At 65.4% G+C, this 15,894-nt stretch carries 15 protein-coding genes; 13 read left to right on the top strand and 2 right to left on the bottom strand.

Going from position 1 to position 15,894, the window contains the following annotated elements:
• The first annotated feature begins 107 nt into the window (after positions 1 to 107).
• The 13 genes from aroA (at position 108) to N2604_RS01210 (ending at position 14,259) form a co-directional block, all read left to right on the top strand.
• Positions 108 to 1,445, top strand: coding sequence for a 3-phosphoshikimate 1-carboxyvinyltransferase (aroA, locus tag N2604_RS01270; RefSeq protein ID WP_260373465.1), 1,338 nt, complete (start codon positions 108 to 110; stop codon positions 1,443 to 1,445).
• Positions 1,442 to 2,080 carry a (d)CMP kinase gene (cmk, locus tag N2604_RS01265; RefSeq protein WP_260373464.1) on the top strand — a complete coding sequence of 213 codons (639 nt, stop codon included), beginning with the start codon at positions 1,442 to 1,444 and terminating at the stop codon, positions 2,078 to 2,080. The genes aroA and cmk overlap by 4 nt, the downstream gene beginning before the upstream one ends.
• 267 nt (positions 2,081 to 2,347) lie before the next feature.
• Positions 2,348 to 4,054 (top strand): 30S ribosomal protein S1, encoded by a 1,707-nt coding sequence (gene rpsA / locus N2604_RS01260; RefSeq protein WP_036009120.1) that lies wholly within the window; start codon positions 2,348 to 2,350, stop codon positions 4,052 to 4,054.
• Between the two features lie 475 nt (positions 4,055 to 4,529).
• Entirely contained in the window at positions 4,530 to 5,906 is a 1,377-nt protein-coding gene (gene ltrA / locus N2604_RS01255; RefSeq protein ID WP_260370535.1) for a group II intron reverse transcriptase/maturase, read from the top strand.
• A gap of 293 nt (positions 5,907 to 6,199) precedes the next feature.
• Positions 6,200 to 7,180, top strand: a complete 981-nt coding sequence (gene sppA / locus N2604_RS01250; RefSeq protein ID WP_260373463.1) for a signal peptide peptidase SppA — start codon at positions 6,200 to 6,202, stop codon at positions 7,178 to 7,180.
• A 172-nt stretch (positions 7,181 to 7,352) separates the two neighbouring features.
• Positions 7,353 to 7,658: an integration host factor subunit beta gene (locus tag N2604_RS01245; protein ID WP_124162406.1), complete on the top strand. Its 306-nt coding sequence runs from the start codon at positions 7,353 to 7,355 to the stop codon at positions 7,656 to 7,658.
• An 82-nt stretch (positions 7,659 to 7,740) separates the two neighbouring features.
• Positions 7,741 to 8,133: a lipopolysaccharide assembly protein LapA domain-containing protein gene (locus N2604_RS01240; protein ID WP_260373462.1), complete on the top strand. Its 393-nt coding sequence runs from the start codon at positions 7,741 to 7,743 to the stop codon at positions 8,131 to 8,133.
• Between the two features lie 67 nt (positions 8,134 to 8,200).
• Positions 8,201 to 8,872, top strand: coding sequence for a phosphoribosylanthranilate isomerase (locus N2604_RS01235; RefSeq protein WP_260373461.1), 672 nt, complete (start codon positions 8,201 to 8,203; stop codon positions 8,870 to 8,872).
• Positions 8,869 to 10,083: a tryptophan synthase subunit beta gene (trpB, locus tag N2604_RS01230; RefSeq protein WP_260373460.1), complete on the top strand. Its 1,215-nt coding sequence runs from the start codon at positions 8,869 to 8,871 to the stop codon at positions 10,081 to 10,083. Before N2604_RS01235 ends, trpB begins: the two co-directional genes overlap by 4 nt.
• On the top strand, positions 10,080 to 10,916 hold the full coding sequence (trpA, locus tag N2604_RS01225; protein ID WP_260373459.1) for a tryptophan synthase subunit alpha: 837 nt from the start codon (positions 10,080 to 10,082) through the stop codon (positions 10,914 to 10,916). The genes trpB and trpA overlap by 4 nt, the downstream gene beginning before the upstream one ends.
• Positions 10,917 to 11,087: 171 nt before the next feature.
• Positions 11,088 to 12,029: an acetyl-CoA carboxylase, carboxyltransferase subunit beta gene (gene accD, locus N2604_RS01220; protein ID WP_260373458.1), complete on the top strand. Its 942-nt coding sequence runs from the start codon at positions 11,088 to 11,090 to the stop codon at positions 12,027 to 12,029.
• Positions 12,026 to 13,369: a folylpolyglutamate synthase/dihydrofolate synthase family protein gene (locus tag N2604_RS01215; protein ID WP_260373457.1), complete on the top strand. Its 1,344-nt coding sequence runs from the start codon at positions 12,026 to 12,028 to the stop codon at positions 13,367 to 13,369. Before accD ends, N2604_RS01215 begins: the two co-directional genes overlap by 4 nt.
• A gap of 149 nt (positions 13,370 to 13,518) precedes the next feature.
• The gene (locus tag N2604_RS01210; RefSeq protein ID WP_260373456.1) at positions 13,519 to 14,259 is read left to right on the top strand and encodes a metallophosphoesterase; all 741 of its coding nucleotides are present in this window, start codon (positions 13,519 to 13,521) and stop codon (positions 14,257 to 14,259) included.
• A 152-nt stretch (positions 14,260 to 14,411) separates the two neighbouring features.
• Here the strand turns inward: N2604_RS01210 and N2604_RS01205 are convergent, their stop codons facing one another.
• On the bottom strand, positions 14,412 to 15,416 hold the full coding sequence (locus tag N2604_RS01205; RefSeq protein ID WP_260376406.1) for an ATP-dependent DNA ligase: 1,005 nt from the start codon (positions 15,414 to 15,416) through the stop codon (positions 14,412 to 14,414).
• Positions 15,417 to 15,560: 144 nt separating this feature from the next.
• A complete protein-coding gene (gene trxA / locus N2604_RS01200) occupies positions 15,561 to 15,881 on the bottom strand; it encodes a thioredoxin (protein WP_008540017.1) in 321 nt (106 codons plus the stop codon).
• Between the last annotated feature and the right edge of the window lie 13 nt (positions 15,882 to 15,894).

Raw genomic sequence — 15,894 nt, 5'->3', positions numbered from 1 at the left:
CGGCCCGCTGTCAATAGCGCATTACGCGAGAACGACATGCCCGTGACGGGGCGCGGACCATGTGGTACCTGCGCGCCAGCCCACCGGGCCTATTCAAGGACACAATCTTGACCCATTCCGACCAACCGAGGCCGCTCCAGTCTCGCGCCAGCGGTCCCCTGACCGGGAAAGTACGGGTGCCCGGCGACAAGTCGATCTCCCACCGCGCCCTGATTTTGGGCGCGCTCGCGGTCGGCGAGACCAGGATTTCGGGCCTGCTCGAGGGCGAGGACGTCCTCAACACCGCCAAATCGATGCGGGCGCTGGGCGCCAGGGTCGAGCGCACCGGCGATTTCGCCTGGACGGTCAACGGCGTCGGGGTCGGAGGTTTCGCCCAGCCCAAGGCGCCGCTTGATTTCGGGAATTCCGGCACCGGCTGCCGGCTGGTCATGGGCGCCGTCGCCGGTTGCCCGATTTCGGCGGTATTCGATGGCGACGCCTCGCTGCGCAGCCGCCCCATGCGCCGGATCCTCGATCCGCTGGAAAAGATGGGTGCCAAGGTCACCACGGGCGGCGAGGGCGGGCGCCTGCCGTTGACCCTCCAGGGCGCGCGCGACCCCCTGCCGATCACCTACAAGACCCCGGTCGCCTCGGCCCAGATCAAATCGGCCGTGCTGCTGGCGGGCCTCGCTGCACCCGGCACCACCACGGTGATCGAGACCGAGGCCAGCCGCGACCACACCGAGCTGATGCTGAGGCATTTCGGGGCCGACATCACCTCGGTCCAGGAAGGCCGGCACGGCCGCCGCGTCACGCTGGTCGGCCAGCCCGAGCTGCATGGCGCCAATGTCGTGGTGCCCGCCGATCCCTCGTCGGCCGCCTTCCCGATCGTCGCGGCACTGATCGTCGAAGGCTCCGATGTCGTGCTGTCCGACGTCATGACCAATCCGCTGCGCACCGGCCTGTTCACCACGCTGCGCGAAATGGGCGCGTCCGTCGAGGAGAGCGAAGTGCGGGGCGATGCCGGCGAGCCGATGGCGCAATTGCGCGTGCGCGCCTCGAAGCTGCGCGGCGTCGAGGTGCCGCCGGAGCGCGCGCCGTCGATGATCGACGAATATCTGGTGCTGGCGGTTGCGGCGTCGTTCGCCGAAGGCACCACGATCATGCGCGGCCTGCAGGAGCTGCGCGTCAAGGAATCCGACCGGCTTGAAGCCACCGCCGCCATGCTCCGCGTCAACGGCGTCAAGGTCGAGGTGGCTGGCGACGATCTGATCGTCGAGGGCCGCGGCCACGTCCCCGGCGGCGGCACTGTCGCCACCCACATGGACCACCGCATCGCGATGTCCGCGCTGGTGATGGGCTGCGCCTCCGATCAGCCCGTGACCGTCGACGACACCGCCTTCATCGCCACCAGCTTTCCGGATTTCACTCCGATGATGCGTTCGTTAGGGGCCGAGTTTTCATGATCATCGCCATCGACGGGCCCGCGGCTTCGGGCAAGGGGACGCTTGGCAAGCGTCTCGCCCACCATTACGGCTATCGTCATCTCGATACCGGCGTGATCTATCGCGCGGTCGCCTATGCCCTGATGCAGTCAGGGCACGATCTCAACGACGAGGCGGCTGCCGTGCAGGCCGCGTTGGAGCTCGATCCCGAAAAGTTCGGCAATCCTGCGCTGAAGACCCAGAAGGCCGGCGAGGGCGCCTCGATCGTCTCGGCTATCCCTCGGGTTCGCGAGGTTCTGGTCAATTTCCAGCGTCAATTCGCCGCCGATCCGCCCGGCGCCGTGCTCGACGGCCGGGATATTGGAACCGTGATCTGCCCCCACGCCGACGTGAAGATCTTCGTGGTCGCAGACCCCAAGGTCCGCGCCCGCCGCCGCACCATGGAAGCCAGGGCGCGGGGCGAGGATGCGGACGAGGCGGCCGTGCTCGCCGACATCCTCCAGCGCGACGAACGCGACAAGAACCGGCCGATTGCGCCTTTAAAACCGGCCCCGGATGCTTACTTGCTAGATAACTCCCAACTGGATATAGAAGGCGGCGTCCGGGCCGCCATCGACATTATCGAGGCTGTCCGAGCGGGCCGGTCGCGGGTTTAAGCCGCCGCCGTCATTGGAGGAAGTGCCCGCTCCCGCTCTTTGAGGTCGATACGCTCCGTCCCGGTTTCGGGACCGGTGCGATCCAGGTTCCGGACAAAGCTTTCCACGTATCGAACGCGCGGGCCTCAGCCGGCCCGCTTCCGCTGTTCTGGTCGCAAGACCGGGGCAACGAGCGGTCGCTCGAAGGTCTTGCGGACCTTCCGACACTGCGTGCGCGATGCGCCCATGAACCCAACGGCCGGCAAGACATCCGCAACTGGAGAACAAATGGCTTCGACTTCTGCTGATACCTACAGCCCGTCGCGCGACGATTTCGCCGCGATGCTCGACGAGTCCTTCGCGGGCGGCAACCTGCAGGAAAGCTCCGTCGTCAAGGGCAAGGTGGTTGCAATTGAAAAGGACATGGCCGTCATCGACGTCGGCCTGAAGACCGAGGGCCGCGTTGCCCTTCGCGAATTTTCCGGCCCCGGCCGTGAGAGCGACCTCAAGGTCGGGGACGAGGTTGAAGTGTTCCTCGATCGCATCGAAAACGCCCTCGGCGAAGCCGTGCTGTCGCGCGACAAGGCGCGCCGCGAAGAGAGCTGGGGCAAGCTGGAGAAGGCCTTCCAGAACAACGAGAAGGTCAACGGCGTCATCTTCAACCAGGTCAAGGGCGGCTTCACCGTCGACCTCGACGGTGCCGTGGCCTTCCTGCCGCGCTCGCAGGTCGACATCCGCCCGATCCGCGACGTTGCGCCGCTGATGAACAACTCGCAGCCGTTCCAGATCCTGAAGATGGACCGCCGCCGCGGCAACATCGTCGTGTCGCGCCGCACGGTGCTGGAAGAGACCCGCGCCGAGCAGCGCCAGGAGCTGGTGCAGAACCTCGAAGAGGGTCAGGTCATCGACGGCGTGGTCAAGAACATCACCGACTACGGTGCGTTCGTTGACCTCGGCGGCATCGACGGCCTCTTGCACGTCACCGACATCGCATGGCGCCGCGTCAACCACCCGACCGAGGTGCTCTCGATCGGCCAGACCGTGAAAGTCAAGATCATCAAGATCAACCACGAGACGCACCGCATCTCGCTGGGCATGAAGCAGCTGCTGGACGATCCGTGGCAGGGCATCGAAGCCAAGTACCCGCTGGGTGCCCGCTTCACCGGCCGCGTCACCAACATCACCGATTACGGTGCGTTCGTCGAGCTCGAGCCGGGTATCGAAGGCCTGATCCACGTCTCCGAGATGTCGTGGACCAAGAAGAACATGCACCCCGGCAAGATCGTGTCGACCTCGCAGGAAGTCGACGTGCAGGTGCTGGAAGTGGATTCCGTCAAGCGCCGCATCTCGCTCGGCCTCAAGCAGACCATGCGCAACCCCTGGGAGGTCTTCGTCGAGAAGCACCCGACCGGTTCGGTGGTCGAAGGCGAGGTCAAGAACAAGACCGAGTTCGGTCTGTTCCTGGGCCTCGAGGGCGACGTCGACGGCATGGTCCACCTCTCCGATCTCGACTGGAAGCTTCCGGGCGAGCAGGTGATCGACAACTACAAGAAGGGCGACATGGTGAAGGCCGTGGTGCTCGATGTGGACGTCGAGAAGGAGCGCATCTCGCTCGGCATCAAGCAGCTCGAAGGCGACCCCTTCGCCGAGCCGGGCGATGTCAAGAAGGGCGCGGTCGTGACCTGCGAGGTGCTGGAAGTGAAGGAGAGCGGTATCGAGGTGAAGATCGCCGGTACCGACTTCACCACCTTCATCAAGCGCTCCGAGCTCGCCCGTGACCGCAACGATCAGCGCGCCGAACGCTTCGCCGTCGGCGAGAAGGTCGATGCCCGCGTGATCCAGTTCGACAAGAAGGCCCGCAAGGTCCAGGTGTCGATCAAGGCGCTCGAAGTCGCCGAAGAAAAAGAAGCCATCGCGCAGTACGGCTCCTCGGATTCGGGTGCGACGCTCGGCGACATCCTCGGCACCGCGCTCAAGAACCGCGACAGCAAGTAAGCGAAACGTACGTTTCGCTGCATCAAGGCCCCGGCGCAAGCCGGGGCTTTTTTTGTGTGTGCCGAGTATGAACGACAGCTTGGAGGTGGAAGTCCTCTATCCAGCCTGATGACGGCGAAGGATTAGCGAAGCGCAAGGGCGTCATCGCGAGGTGGGGTCTGAAGACAGCGTGGAGCAAAGCCGCGGCTCGATGGACAATTACCGGATAACGAGGCCTACCCGGCCGGACGAGCGAGCACATGATCGCGAAGTCCATGGTCATCAAGGGACGGGGTGGTAAATCCGGCGAGCGTGCGGTGAAGGCGGTCGGTCTTACCTCGGGAGGTCTGTGCTGTGTCCCGGCAACGGGACTGAGGTCGTCGTAAGGCGATCTGACCGCAGCGCAGAAGTCAGCAGCGGGCATAGTAGGCGGCGGCGTGCCGCCGAAGGCCCAAACGGTAGAAGCGGTTAGTAGAACGGTGATCTCGCGCGAGCCATGCGGCAGAAGAATCAGGTCAAGCTGAACTTGGGCACCGGAACGAAGGGTGAAGCCCCGAACGCCGCCGCCCGAGAGACCGTAGCGCGCGCGGCGGCCACCGCCCTCGAACGCCCGGCGGACGAAGGGCCGTCGATGGAAGCAGTTGTTGGGCGTGAGAATCTGAAGAAAGCGTTGGCGCAAGTGACGCGCAACAAGGGCGCGGCGGGCGTCGACGGGATGACCGTCGGCGAGCTGCCGGGCTACCTGAAAGAGCATTGGCCCACGATCCGGGCCCAGTTGCTTGAGGGCACCTACAAACCGCAGTCGGTGCGGCGGGTGGAGATACCGAAGGCGTCGGGCGGCCTACGGCTGCTTGGCATCCCGACGGTGCTCGACCGCTTCATCCAGCAGGCGGCGATGCAGGTGCTACAGGCGGATTGGGATGAGACGTTCTCCGAGACCAGCTTCGGCTTCCGGCCGGGGCGCTCGGCGCATCAGGCGGTGGAGCGGGCGCAGGCGTATATTGCGTCCGGACATGCCGTCGTCGTGGACATCGACCTGGAGAAGTTCTTCGACCGGGTCAACCACGACATCCTGATGGGGCTCATTGCCAGGCGGGTGGCTGACAAGCGCCTCCTCAAGTTGATCCGTGGCTTCTTGACCACGGGTGCGATGGAGGGAGGACTGGTCAGCCCGACGGAGGAGGGCACGCCGCAAGGCGGTCCGCTCTCGCCGCTATTGTCGAACCTGATGCTGGATGTGCTGGACAAGGAATTGGAGAAGCGCGGCCATCGCTTCGTGCGCTATGCCGACGACTGCAACATCTATGTGCGCAGTCGGAAGGCGGGTGAGCGGGTGCTGGCGGGCATCGAACGGTTCCTCGAAAAGCGCCTCAAGCTCAAGGTCAACAAAGCCAAGAGCGCGGTCGCCAAACCGAGCGTTCGCAAGTTCCTGGGCTTCAGCTTTACCGGCGAAAAAGAACCGCGCCGGCGCATCGCGCCGCAGGTACTCGCCCGCTTCAAGGCGAAGGTCCGAGGACTGACGCGACGCACCTGCGGCCGAAGCCTCGCGCAGATTGCCAAGGAGCTGTCGCGCTATCTGATCGGATGGCGCGGCTACTTCGGCTTCTGCCAAACCCCGTCGGTATTGCGCACACTTGACGAATGGCTCAGGCGGCGGTTGCGCGCCATCGCCTGGAAACAATGGAAGCGCGGTGACACTCGTTTTGCCGAGTTGCGACGTCGCGGCGTCGGCCGGGAGCTGGCGGCACAAACCGCCGGCAGCCCGCATGGCCCTTGGCGGCTCGCCAACAGTCCTGCGCTCACCATCGCCATGCCAATCGCGTTCTTCGGCACACTCGGCTTGGCTTCCGTCGCGGCACAGCGGCCCGCATAATCCACCGAACCGCCGTATACGGACCCGTACGTACGGTGGTGTGGGAGGGGCGGAGTCGCGAGGCTCCCCCCTATCCCGATTGCTGCTTGTCGTTCTGTAGCCCGGATGGAGCGGAGCGAAATCCGGGGCTGCTCCAGTGTGGCACGAATCCCGGATTACGCTGCGCTCCATCCGGGCTACGCAGCCGTAGGCCTTGTTTTCTTCAAATTGGCCCGCAATTGATGTATCCAGATAAGCCGATGGTCACGCCGTGACGGCACAACGCGCCTGATCTTTCATTTGGAGATATTCCGATGTCGCTCGATTCGGACATCATCGTCGATCGCCGCAGGATTCGCCGCAAGCTGACGTTCTGGCGCGTGATGGCGGCGCTGATCGCGATCGCGGCGATTGCAAGCTTCGCGCTGATTGCGACACCCGGTGCACGCGGCACCTTCGCATCGGCCGGTTCGATCGCGCGCGTCCATATCGAGGGATTGATCCGCAGCGATTCCGATCGCACGCAGGCGCTGGAGCGGCTCGAGAATTCGCAGGCCGCCGCCGTCATCGTTCACATCAACTCGCCCGGCGGCACCACCGCCGGCTCCGAGCAGCTCTATGACTCGCTCGTTCGTCTCAAGGCGAAAAAGCCGCTGGTCGTGGTGGTGGAGGGCCTCGCTGCCTCCGGAGGCTACATCACGGCGATTGCAAGCGACCACATCGTCGCCCAACAGAGCTCCCTGGTCGGGTCGATCGGCGTGCTGTTCCAGTACCCCAACGTCACCGAGCTCCTGAAGACCATCGGCGTCAAGGTCGAGGAGGTGAAGTCCTCGCCGCTGAAGGCCGCGCCCAATGGTTTTGAGCCGACCAGTCCCGAGGCGCGCGCCGCGCTCGATGCGCTGGTGAAGGATTCCTATGCCTGGTTCAAGGGGATGGTGAAGGAGCGGCGTGGCATGGATGACACGCAGCTCGAAAAAGTCGCCGATGGCCGCGTCTTCACCGGGCGCCAGGCGATGGATCTCAAGCTGATCGACCAGATCGGCGACGAGAAGACGGCCGTGACCTGGCTCGTCGAGCAGAAGGGCGTCAAGAAGGGGCTACCCGTGCGCGATTACAAGCTCCAGCCACGCTTCGGCGACCTGCCGTTCCTGAAGACCGCGGCCGCATTGACGCTGGAAGCGCTCGGTTTGGGCTCGATCGCGCACCAGATCGGGCAAACCGGCGTCGCGCAGGCCGTGGATCGGCTCGGAATGGATGGAATGCTGGCCTTGTGGCAGCCGGCTGCGTCCAACTGACCGGAGACAGGCGAGTTCCATAGCCTTTTCCCGTCTGACGCGTGCCGGCGCAGCCCGCTTTTTCGGCATTTGTCACGCATTATCACGACGCTCAACCTTGATTTAGCGTCTTGACAGATCACGGTATTTTCACGGAAATGGTCATCCGCACGCTTCCGGGTCCTATCTCTCGATGATCAAATCCGAACTTGTTCAGCGTATCGCCGAGCACAACCCGCATCTGTACCAGCGGGATGTCGAGAACATTGTGAATGCGATTCTCGAAGAGATCGTAGCGGCGCTTGCACGCGGTGATCGCGTCGAGCTGCGCGGCTTCGGTGCCTTCTCGGTCAAGCATCGCCCTGCGCGCGCAGGGCGCAATCCACGCACCGGCGCCCATGTGCCCGTCGATCAGAAGAGCGTTCCGTTCTTCAAGACCGGCAAGGAAATGCGCGAGCGGCTGAACCGCGACCATCCGGATCCCGGCGGCGCAGACTAGAGCGCGATGTGAGCGCGCTTCAGGGTTTTTCGCGGTCGCACAGGATGCGGCCGCAGGCTTGATTCGGGGCGAGCGAAGCCAGATGCGAAAGTTCCTGACCGCGCTGATCGTGATTCCGCTGGGCCTGATCCTGGTGGCGTTCGCCGTCGCGAACCGGCATTTCATCACGGTCTCCTTCGACCCCTTCATTTCCGACGACCCGTCGCTGTCGATCACCCTGCCGCTGTTCCTGCTGCTGATCCTGGTGGCGGTCCTGGGCGTCGTCGCGGGCGGCTCCGCCGTCTGGTTCGGCCAGCGGCGCTGGCGGCGCGCGGCGCGCCGGAATGACGCGGAGGCCCGGGCCGCCAGGGCCGAACTGGCCGATCTGCGGGCCCAGGCAACCGCAGCGAAGCCGGAGTCCCGGCGGCTTCCCGTTCCCTCCGGGATGGGCCTGTACGGGCCTGTCGGGCGAGACAAGCAGCGCGCGACGTTGTAGAAGCGGCCCCGACCGAAAGCCCCGTTTTCCGGCCGCGGACCCCGCGGCCTTCACCTGCTTCGAGACCATGTCCCTGCTCGTCAAGATCTGCGGCCTGTCCACGCGCGAGACGCTCGAAACGGCGCTCGACGCTGGCGCCGACATGGTGGGGTTCGTGTTCTTCCCGCCGTCGCCCCGGCACCTGTCCCTGGAGCTCGGCCGTGATCTCGGCCGTCAGGTGCAGCGGCGCGCGCTCAAGGTGGCGCTCACGGTCGATGCCGATGACGCGACGCTCGACAACATCATGGACGCGCTGTCGCCGGACATTTTCCAGCTCCACGGCAAGGAGAGCGTCGCGCGGCTGCGCGACATCAAGCAGCGCTTCGGCCGCCCGGTGATGAAGGCGGTGCCGGTCGCGGCGGCAGCCGATCTCGCGGTCCTGCCCGGCTATGCCGCGGTCGCCGACCGCATCCTGTTCGACGCGCGCGCGCCGAAGGATGCGACGCGGCCCGGCGGTCTCGGGGAACCCTTCGACTGGCACCTGCTCGAAAACCTCGATCTGAAATTGCCCTACATGGTCTCGGGCGGGCTGCACGCCGACAATCTCACTGAGGCCCTTCGGGTCACCCGCGCCGGCGGCGTCGACGTGTCCTCCGGTGTCGAGAGCGCCCCCGGCGTCAAGGACCCCGAGATGATCAAGGCCTTCATCCGCGCCGCGCGCGCCAGCAAAGATGCAAGTCAAGAGTTGAGCGTCCGATGAACATCGCCAAGCCAAACTCCTACCGCAGCGGCCCCGACGAGCGCGGTCATTTCGGCATTTTCGGCGGACGCTTCGTCGCCGAAACGCTGATGCCGCTGATCCTGGACCTGGAGAAGGCCTACACCGCGGCCAAGGCCGATCCGTCGTTTCAGGCCGAGATGAACGGTTATCTCAAGAACTATGTCGGCCGGCCCTCGCCGCTCTATTTCGCCGAGCGCCTGACCGAACATCTCGGCGGCGCCAAGATCTACCTCAAGCGAGAAGAGCTCAACCACACCGGCTCGCACAAGGTGAACAATGTGCTCGGCCAGATCATGCTGGCACGACGCATGGGCAAGAAGCGCATCATCGCCGAGACCGGCGCGGGCCAGCATGGCGTCGCCACCGCTACGCTGTGCGCGCGCTTTGGCCTCGAATGCGTGGTCTATATGGGCGCCGTCGACGTCGAGCGGCAGCAGCCCAACGTCATCCGCATGGAGATGCTGGGCGCGAAGGTGATGCCGGTGCAGTCGGGCACGCGCACGCTGAAGGACGCCATGAACGAGGCGCTGCGCGACTGGGTCACCAACGTGCACAACACGTTCTATTGCATCGGCACGGTAGCGGGCCCGCATCCCTATCCGACCTTGGTGCGCGATTTCCAGTCGGTCATCGGCAACGAGACCAAGGCGCAGATGCAGGAGATCGAGGGACGCCTGCCGGATTCGCTGGTCGCCTGCATCGGCGGCGGCTCCAACGCGATGGGCCTGTTCCATCCGTTCCTCGACGATCCCACGGTCGAGATCTTCGGCGTCGAAGCTGCCGGCCATGGCCTCACACAGCTGCATGCCGCCTCGATCGCGGGCGGCCGTCCCGGCGTTCTCCACGGCAACCGCACCTATCTCTTGATGGATGCGGACGGCCAGATCCAGGACGCGCATTCGATCTCGGCCGGCCTCGATTATCCCGGCATCGGCCCCGAGCATTCCTGGCTGCACGAGGTCGGCCGCGTGAATTATCTCTCCGCGACCGATGACGAGGCGCTCGCCGCGTTCCAGCTGCTGTCAAAGCTCGAAGGCATCATCCCCGCGCTCGAGCCGGCGCATGCCATCGCCAAGGTGATGGAGCTCGCGCCGAAGCGGCCGAGGGACCACCTGATGGTCGTCAACCTCTCCGGCCGCGGCGACAAGGACGTCCCGCAGGTCGGCGATATCCTGAGGGGTAAGAAGTGACCACACGCATCGATACCCGTTTTGCCGAGCTGAAAAGCCAAGGCCGCGCGGCCTTTGTCACCTATGTGATGGCCGGCGATCCCGATCCCGCGACCTCGCTCGAGATCGTCAAGGCACTGCCGAAGTCCGGCGCCGACGTCATCGAACTCGGCATTCCCTTCACCGATCCGATGGCGGATGGTCCTTCGATTCAGGCTGCAGGCCTGCGTGCGCTCAAGGTCGGCATGACCTTGAAGAAGACGCTGGAGCTGGTGCGCGACTTCCGCAAGGACGACAATGTCACGCCGCTGGTGCTGATGGGCTATTACAATCCGATCTACATCTACGGCGTCGACAAGTTTTTGGCTGACGCCAAGACGGCCGGCGTCGACGGCCTGATCATCGTCGATCTGCCGCCCGAGGAAGACGACGAGCTCTGCATTCCCGCCCTGAAGGCGGGCCTGAACTTCATTCGCCTGGCGACCCCGACCACCGACGACAAACGCCTGCCCGCGGTGCTCGCGAACACATCAGGCTTCGTCTATTACGTCTCGATCGCCGGCATCACCGGTGCTGCGGCGGCGGACGCCAATGCCGTCGGCGAAGCTGTCGCCCGCATCAAGCGGCATACCAAGCTGCCGATCTGCGTCGGTTTCGGCATCCGCACGCCGGAGGCGGCGCGCGCCATTGCCGAGAAGGCCGATGGCTCGGTGGTCGGCACCGCGCTGGTCGACGCGCTCAAGAACAGCCTCGATGCCGAGGGGCGAGCGACCGCCAAAACCGTTAACGCCGTCGCCGAATTGACGGCTGCCCTGGCCCAGGGCGTCAAGGGCGCACAGCAGGCGGCGGAATAGGCCATAATTCCGCTTTAGCTCTTTAGTTTGAGCATGATCTGGTCGGAAAACCGCTTCACACTTTTCCGGATCATGCTCTAACGCGGGCGACACGGCGGCTTGTCGGGCCGATGTCCGGCCGCCATATATCCTTCAGGCGATTCCCAGCGGGATCGCACATCGGAGCAAACCATGAACTGGCTTACCAATGTGGTCCGGCCGAAGATCCGCAACATGCTGCGGCGGGAGACGCCGGAGAACCTGTGGATCAAGTGCCCGGATTCCGGACAGCTCGTGTTCTACAAGGACGTCGAGGCCAACCAGTTCGTCATCCCCGGCTCGAACTACCACATGCGCATGGGCGCGGTGGCGCGTCTCAAGTCGATCTTCGACAACGAGACCTGGTTCGACGTCGCGCTGCCCGAGGTCACGCCTGACCCGCTCAAGTTCCGCGACGAGAAGAAATATGTCGACCGCATCAAGGATGCGCGGGCGCGGACCAATCTGAACGACGCGGTCAAGGTCGGCTACGGCAAGCTCGAAGGCGCCGCCGTCGTCGTCGCCGTGCAGGATTTCGACTTCATGGGCGGCTCGCTCGGCATGGCCGCGGGCGAAGCCATCGTCCGCGGGATGGAGCTCGCGGTCGAGAAGAAGTCGCCGTTCATCGTGTTCGCGGCGAGCGGCGGCGCGCGCATGCAGGAAGGCATTTTGTCCCTGATGCAGATGCCGCGCACCACCGTTGCGGTGCAGATGCTGCGCGAGGCAAAGCTGCCCTACATCGTCGTGCTGACCAACCCGACGACCGGCGGCGTCACCGCGTCCTATGCGATGCTCGGCGACGTGCAGATCGCCGAGCCCGGCGCGCTGATCGGCTTTGCCGGTGCGCGCGTGATCGAGCAGACCATCCGCGAGAAGCTGCCCGAAGGTTTTCAGCGCGCCGAGTACCTCAAGGAGCACGGCATGGTCGACATGGTCGTGCATCGCCACGAGCTGCGCCCGACGCTGGCGCGGCTCTGCCGCCTGCTCACCAAGGCGCCGGCGCAGGAAGGTGCATCGAAGCCGGCGCAGCCGGTCGCGAGCCCGGCGCAGATCGTATCGGCTGCCGAGACGGCGCCGGCTGTGCCGCACGCGTGAACGCCTCCCCTGACAGTGCAAAGACACCGCTCGGCGAGTTGATCGGGCGGCTGTCGGCCCTGCATCAGAAGCGCATCGATCTCGGACTGGAGCGGATGCACGGTCTGCTCGAGCGGCTCGGCCATCCCGAGCGCAAGCTGCCGCCGGTGATCCACATCGCCGGCACCAACGGCAAGGGCTCGACGCTCGCCTATCTGCGGGCGACGCTGGAGGCCGCCGGCCTGCGCGTCCACGCTTACACCTCGCCCTATCTCGTCCGCATCAATGAATGTTTTCGCCTTGGCCGCGGCGGCGGCGGCGTGCTCGTCGGCGACGACGAGCTGCGTGCCGCGCTGGGAGAGGTCGAGTGCGCCAATGCCGGCGAGACCGCGACATTGTTCGAGCTGAAGACGGCGGCGGCCTTCCTGCTGTTCGCACAGAATCCGGCCGACATCGTGCTGCTCGAAGTCGGCCTCGGCGGCCGGCTCGATTCGACCAATGTGGTCGATGCGCCGGCAGCCTGCGTGATCACGCCCGTCAGCATGGATCACATGGATTTCCTCGGCGATACGCTGGCGTCGATTGCCGGCGAGAAGGCCGCGATCATCAAGCGCGGCGTGCCCGTGATTTGCGCCGAGCAGATGCCGGAGGCGATGGCCGTGATCGAAGCCCAGGCGAGGCGCATGCGTGCGCCGCTGTTCGCTGCCAACGAGAGCTGGCACGTCAATGTCGAGCGCGGACGTCTGGTCTATTCCGACGACCGCGGCTTGATGGACCTGCCGGCGCCGCGTCTGTTCGGCCGCCACCAATTCGCCAATGCCGGGCTCGCGATCGCGACGCTGCGCGCGCTTCCAACGATCAAGGTCAACCAGGCCGCGTTCGAGGCCGGCATCGTCGGTGCCGACTGGCCGGCGCGGATGCAGCGCCTCACCTCTGGCGAGCTGTTGTCCTGGGGTCCACAGGGCTCGGAGATCTGGCTCGACGGCGGCCACAATGCCGAGGGCGGGCGCGTTGCGGCGGCGGCGCTCGGCGATCTCGAGGAGCGGGTGTCGCGGCCGCTGGTGGTCATCGCCGGCATGATGGCCAACAAGGATGCGCGGGGCTTCCTCGCCAATTTCGCCGGCCTCACCCGCCACATCATCGCAGTGCCGATTCCCGATACCGAGAACGCGATGCCGGTCGACCGTCTCGCCGACGCCGCGCGCAGCCTCGGCATGCGCGTCGAGCCCGCGCCCGGCGTCGAAGCCGCCCTGCGCGCGCTGGCGCATCTCGCCTACGAGTTGCCGCCGCGCATCCTCATTACCGGCTCGCTGTATCTCGCCGGCCACGTGCTGGCGATCAACGGCACGCCTCCTGCATGAGCATTGGTGTCCCGGACAAGGCGCATCGCGCAAGCGATGAGCCGCAGAGCCGGGACCCAGAATGCCGCAACATGGGCCCCGGCTCTGCAGCGCGCCGCGGAAGACGCGCTGCGCTGCGTCCGGGGCACGAGAGTTGGGATAAATAACAAATGCGCTTTGCCGCGATTGCCGATATCCACGGAAACTATCTCGCGCTGGAAGCCGTGCTCGCCGACATCCGCGCGCAAGGCATTGCCGACATCGTCAATCTCGGCGACATGCTGAGTGGCCCGCTCGATGCGCGCCGCACCATCGAGATCCTGATGCCGCTCGATGCCGTGCACGTGCTCGGCAATCACGACCGCTATCTGCTCGACCGTCCACCGGAGAGGATGGGTTCGTGGGATCGTCCCGCGTACGAACAGCTCGACGCTGCGCGCCTCGATTGGCTGCGCGCACAGCCGATGACGCGAGTGTTCCGCGAGCAGGTGTTCCTCTGCCATGCGACGCCCGGCAGCGATGAGGTGTACTGGCTCGATACCGTTCATCCCGACGGCGCGGTGGCGCTGTCGCCGCTTGATCGGATCGAGCAACTCGCGGAAGGCATCACGCAACCGCTGATCCTGTGCGCCCACACCCATCTCGCCCGCGCCGTGCGCCTGCGCGATGGCCGGCTGATCGTCAATCCCGGCAGCGTCGGCAGCCCTGGTTTTCGCGACAAGCATCCGTACCCGCATGTGGTGGAGGCCGGCACGCCGCACGCGCGTTATGCGATCCTCGAACGCGTCGATGCTGCCTGGCAGGTGGCGTTCCGGCATGTCGTGTATGATCACGAGGCCATGGCCGCGCTGGCGCGGCGCAATGGTCAGCCGGAGCTGGCGAACGCGCTGGCGACGGGGTGGATCGGGTAGTGACGCTCGTGTCCCGGACAAGGCGCTCGCGCAAGCGATGAGCCGCAGAGCCGGGACCCAGGAGCAACAGAGCACATTTGCCGCGACATGGGCCCCGGCTCTGCAGCGCATCGCTGAAGAGGCGCTGCGCTGCGTCCGGGCACGAGGCTGGCTCACTTCAACAGCTTCATCGGATCGGCCGCCTTCTGCTTCAACTGCTCGAAGGTGCATTGCTGCGGCGCCTTGTCCGAGCGCCAGCGCAGGATCGAGGTGCCGTGGCGAAAACGCTCGCCGCTGAAATGGTCGTAGCAGACCTCGATCACCAGCTTCGGCTTGAGCGGACACCACTTTGCGGAACGCTCGGTCGACCAGCGGCTCGGCCCGCCCGGCGCGTTGCCGGTGAAGCCGGGCTCGCCGATCAGTGCTTCGAGCCGATCGGTCAGATCAGGCTTCGCCTCCGCCTTGATCGCCGAGGTGAAGCCGACATGGTGCAGCAGGCCGTCATCGTTATAGAGCCCGAGCAGCAGCGAGCCGACGACGTTGCGGCCGGCGATCTTGTTGGTGGCATAGCGGAAGCCGCCGACCACGCAATCGGCGCTGCGGAATTTCTTGATCTTCTGCATGCCGTTGCGATTGCCTGCCTGGTAGGGCAGGTCGATGCGCTTGGCGATGACGCCGTCCGAGCCGCCGCCGGATTGCGCCAGCCATTTCTTGGCCATGGCGTAACTCGTCGTCGCCGGCGAGAGCCGGAAGAGGCTGTTCTTGAAGTTGGCTTTCGCGAAGGCTTCCAGCGCCGGCCGGCGCTCGCGCAGCGTCTTCTCAGCCAGGCTCTTCGCTCCGGACGCGAGCAGATCGAAAACGAGATAGAGCGCCGGTGTCTCCACCGAGAGCTTCTTCACGCGGCTTGCCGCGGGATGAATGCGTTGCAGCAGCGCGTCGAAGGAAAAGCTCTTGCCGTGCGGCACGACGATCTCGCCGTCGAGCGTGAAGCGGTCTGCCTTCAGCTCCAAGGCAGCAGTGACGACTTCCGGGAAATAGCGCGCAAGGTCTTCGCCGGATTTGGAGCGCAGATCGATGTCGCTGCCGTCGCGCGCCAGCAGACAGCGGAAGCCGTCCCACTTGGGTTCATACTGCCATTCACTGCCGCGCGGGATCGCGTCGACCGAACGCGCCTCCATTGCGGCGAGAGAGGCGGGCTTGCGGTCGCGCTTTCGGGCAGGAGCAGGCAAGGGCGGGACTCGTCATACGCTGAACACGTCCCATCAACGCAAAACGGCCGGCTTTCGCCGGCCGGTGCCAAAAATAATCTTGCGCGAGGTGGATCAGACCGCGGAGGTGATCCACTGCTGCAGCTTCGCCTTGGGCGCAGCGCCGACCTGGCGCGACGCCATCTCGCCGCCCTTGAAGATCATCAGGGTCGGGATCGACATCACGCCGTACTTGGAGGCGGTCTTCGGGCTCTCGTCGACGTTGAGCTTCACGATCTTGACCTTGTCGCCCATCGCGCCGGCGATCTCGTCGAGGGCGGGCGCGATCATGCGGCAGGGGCCGCACCATTCGGCCCAGAAATCGACGACCACGGGGCCGTTCGCCTTGAGCACTTCGGCTTCGAAATCGGCGTCGGAAACCTTGCTAACGGCCATTGGGAGTACCTCA

It is taken from the genome of Bradyrhizobium sp. CB1015 (genome assembly GCF_025200925.1).
Taxonomy (GTDB): domain Bacteria; phylum Pseudomonadota; class Alphaproteobacteria; order Rhizobiales; family Xanthobacteraceae; genus Bradyrhizobium.
The sequence above is the reverse complement of the archived record's forward strand: the minus strand, read 5'-3'. Positions and strand labels throughout refer to the sequence as shown.

Coding starts and splice junctions, on each gene's coding strand:
- cmk (WP_260373464.1), top strand. CDS start 1,442: ATGATCATCGCCATCGACGGGCCCGCGGCTTCGGGCAAGGGGACGCTT.
- rpsA (WP_036009120.1), top strand. CDS start 2,348: ATGGCTTCGACTTCTGCTGATACCTACAGCCCGTCGCGCGACGATTTC.
- ltrA (WP_260370535.1), top strand. CDS start 4,530: ATGCGGCAGAAGAATCAGGTCAAGCTGAACTTGGGCACCGGAACGAAG.
- sppA (WP_260373463.1), top strand. CDS start 6,200: ATGTCGCTCGATTCGGACATCATCGTCGATCGCCGCAGGATTCGCCGC.
- N2604_RS01245 (WP_124162406.1), top strand. CDS start 7,353: ATGATCAAATCCGAACTTGTTCAGCGTATCGCCGAGCACAACCCGCAT.
- N2604_RS01240 (WP_260373462.1), top strand. CDS start 7,741: ATGCGAAAGTTCCTGACCGCGCTGATCGTGATTCCGCTGGGCCTGATC.
- N2604_RS01235 (WP_260373461.1), top strand. CDS start 8,201: ATGTCCCTGCTCGTCAAGATCTGCGGCCTGTCCACGCGCGAGACGCTC.
- trpB (WP_260373460.1), top strand. CDS start 8,869: ATGAACATCGCCAAGCCAAACTCCTACCGCAGCGGCCCCGACGAGCGC.
- accD (WP_260373458.1), top strand. CDS start 11,088: ATGAACTGGCTTACCAATGTGGTCCGGCCGAAGATCCGCAACATGCTG.
- N2604_RS01210 (WP_260373456.1), top strand. CDS start 13,519: ATGCGCTTTGCCGCGATTGCCGATATCCACGGAAACTATCTCGCGCTG.
- N2604_RS01205 (WP_260376406.1), bottom strand. CDS start 15,416: ATGGAGGCGCGTTCGGTCGACGCGATCCCGCGCGGCAGTGAATGGCAG.
- trxA (WP_008540017.1), bottom strand. CDS start 15,881: ATGGCCGTTAGCAAGGTTTCCGACGCCGATTTCGAAGCCGAAGTGCTC.